Source organism: Acinetobacter sp. YH12144 (genome assembly GCF_013418345.1).
Classification (GTDB): domain Bacteria; phylum Pseudomonadota; class Gammaproteobacteria; order Pseudomonadales; family Moraxellaceae; genus Acinetobacter; species Acinetobacter amyesii.
Genome location: NZ_VPCD01000053.1, coordinates 1 through 2,884, shown reverse-complemented (window position 1 = coordinate 2,884; position 2,884 = coordinate 1). Strand labels below are relative to the sequence as shown.

At 28.6% G+C, this 2,884-nt stretch carries 3 protein-coding genes and 1 pseudogene; 1 reads left to right on the top strand and 3 read right to left on the bottom strand.

Going from position 1 to position 2,884, the window contains the following annotated elements; genetic code table 11:
- Positions 1 to 128 precede the first annotated feature (128 nt).
- The 3 genes from FTU79_RS16325 to FTU79_RS16315 form a co-directional block, all read right to left on the bottom strand.
- A complete protein-coding gene (locus FTU79_RS16325) occupies positions 129 to 1,163 on the bottom strand; it encodes a tRNA-dihydrouridine synthase (RefSeq protein WP_169538918.1) in 1,035 nt (344 codons plus the stop codon).
- 91 nt (positions 1,164 to 1,254) lie between these two features.
- Complete coding sequence (locus tag FTU79_RS16320) at positions 1,255 to 1,785, bottom strand: NAD(P)H-dependent oxidoreductase (RefSeq protein WP_218944953.1); 531 nt, start codon at positions 1,783 to 1,785, stop codon at positions 1,255 to 1,257.
- A 165-nt stretch (positions 1,786 to 1,950) separates the two neighbouring features.
- Complete coding sequence (locus FTU79_RS16315; protein ID WP_218944954.1) at positions 1,951 to 2,601, bottom strand: DUF234 domain-containing protein; 651 nt, start codon at positions 2,599 to 2,601, stop codon at positions 1,951 to 1,953.
- A 155-nt stretch (positions 2,602 to 2,756) separates the two neighbouring features.
- Between FTU79_RS16315 and FTU79_RS16310 the strand changes: the two are divergent.
- Positions 2,757 to 2,884, top strand: a pseudogene (locus FTU79_RS16310) (FAD-dependent monooxygenase); the annotation flags it as partial.

Here is a 2,884-nt window from a genome sequence, read left to right as displayed (position 1 = left end):
TTCCATTTTAGAGATTTGTTTAAGATAAGATATAACTCATTGAGATGTGTCATAGTATTCGTCGTTAGAAAACAATTATTGTGACATTATTTCAATGAGTTATCTATTTTTGTCGTGTACAGAGAATATTATTTTAAAAATGCTCTTGCATAAGAGCTATTAATTTTCTCTTTTTCGTTTAGTTCATTTGCAGCATAAAATACAAGATTTGGATTTTTAAGCAACTCTCTTCCATATGCAACAAAATCACAAAAACTATTTTCAAGAAGATATTCACCCTCTTTTGCTGTTGTTATTAAACCAACAGCAATAACAGGAATATCTACACTTTTTTTAATCTCTTTTGCCCAATTAGCTTGATAAAATGGTTCAATTTTTGGTATCTTATCTGGATTTTCTATATTTCCACCACTTGAAACATGAATACAATCAACTCCAACTTTTTCTAACTCTTTACATAAATAAATAGAGTCTTCTATATTCCATCCATTTTGCATCCATTCATCAGCACTAATTCTAACAATAAGGGGTAATTTTACCCTATTTTTTATCTCTTTTGCAGTTTCAATTACTAATCTACACCTATTTTCTAAACTTCCACCATAAATATCATCTCTTTTATTTGTTAAAGGTGATAAAAATTCACACAACAAATATCCATGAGCAGCGTGAAGTTCTACTGAATCATAATTTGCTTTTTCGGCTCTAATTGCAGCATTTACAAACAACTCTTTTATTTTTGTTATCTCTTCAAGACTTAACGCTTTTGGAACTTTATATGGTGATTTTTGACTAAAAGCAATTGAGCTTGGAGCTACACAAATATCATCAACAACTTCAGATTTTCTTCCTGCATGAGCTAATTGTATAGAACTTTTTGCTCCAAATAAGTGTAACTTCTCATTCATTTTTTTATGATTTTCAATTAAAGAATCATCCCAAAGTCCTAATTCAAAAGATGAAACTCTTCCTTTTGGCTCAACTGATGCTGGTTCAACAATAATTAAACCAACATCAGCCATTGCTCTTGAAGTATAGTGAAACATATGGAAATCTTTTAATTCTCCACTATTATCACTTTTATACATACACATAGGTGGCATTACAACTCTATTTTTTAGTTCCAAATCACCTATTTTACCTTTGTTTAATAATAAACTCATTATAGCTCCTTAAATTAAATATATCAAATTATATATACACTAAACTTAAAATTCTCTCTTAAAGTATCTTCAAATTTAGCTAACTCTTTATTTAAATCCAAATCTCCTTTAAAAATATCATGCATAGAGTAAGTTTTAAAGGTTCTAATCCAACAAATTGAAAAGTTTTATGAGTAGCAACATTTGCTTCATCTAGTGATAATCCATCAAAAAAACCATCAGGATTGTTAAACTCACTTTTTGGACAATTATATGTCAAGCTTAGCATATATTTTTTGCCTTTTAGTAATCCACCACTTCCATAAGTTTTGCTATCATCGTTTTTGCTTCTTCCGTCGTTTGCATAGTGTCTTCCTTGAGTAAAAGTCTCATCGAAATATTTTTTTGTAATCCAAGGAACACCCATCCAATAAACAGGATATTGAAACAACACATAATCAGCCCACTCAAACTTCTCACACTCCTCTTTTATATCGTAACCCTTATCTATATTTGTATATTTTATAAGAAAGTTATTTTCTTTGAAAAATTGTGTCGCTTTTTCTAAAATCTTTTCAGTTAATTCACCTTTTGCAACATTTTCATAATATTGGTGTCCATTTAAAATTAAAACTTTTTTCATTTTGTACTCCTTTTAAATTATTCAACAATTATATATAATCAAACTTAACTTTTATATCGATTAAGGCTTTATACAAAGTTTGCAAAAACCACTTGCACCAACTTGAAATTAGAGTAATTACCCTAGCAACCACTCTAGCACCAGCTATTATCTGTTTTTCTAATTTTAAATATCTTTTATCGATAAAAGCCTATACTCTATCTCATAATCTTTATACTCTTGAATTAATTTTTGAGATTTCAAAACTAAAGCCTGATAGTTTATCCGTTTTTCATTTAGTTTTACTTCACAAATTAGAAGTTTCTTATCAATATCATCGATAGCAACTATATCTATCTCATTTTGATTATTTCTCTCCCAATATGAGCCAATAGAAGTGAAAGTTTGTTTCTCTTTTAAGAGTTCCACAAAAAGTTTTTCAAGGAATTTTCCTTGAAAAGTTGAGATATCTCTATAGATAATCTCTTTTAATCTATCGAAATTTTCAGCTTCGATTAGTGATTGGTATTTAAAAATAAATCTAAACCAAAAGGATAAAAAATTATCAACTATCTCATATTTTTGTACTTTTGAGTTTGGTTTAGCATTTATTGGTTTAATTGATTTTATGATGTTATAGTCATTTTCAAGTCGTGATAAATGTCCTGAAATATTTCTTTCCAAAATTGATTCTATTTCACTTCTTGATGTTTTTGAATCAGAGATTAAAGCTAAAATAGAAAAATATGTTCCATACTCTTTTCCAAACTCTTCAATAAGTCTATTTTTTCCCTCTTCCAAAAATATTGAGTTTGGATCAATAATTGTATCTATCATAGATTTTAAATCAAAACTACTGTTTAAGATAAATAGTTCTATATATTTTGCAACTCCACCACTTAGCAAATAAAAATCAAGTAAATTTTTATTTGAATAAGAGTTGTAATCTTTTAAAATCTCCTTTAATACACTTACTTTCAAAGGTTTTAAATCTATTTCCCTTAGATAAGTCTTGGAAAAGTAAGCGTCCATTACCCATAACGATGATTGGAGATGCTGCTCATTTGATGCCTCCTTTTGCAGGACAAGGCGTAAACAGTGGGTTGATGGATGCCTTGAT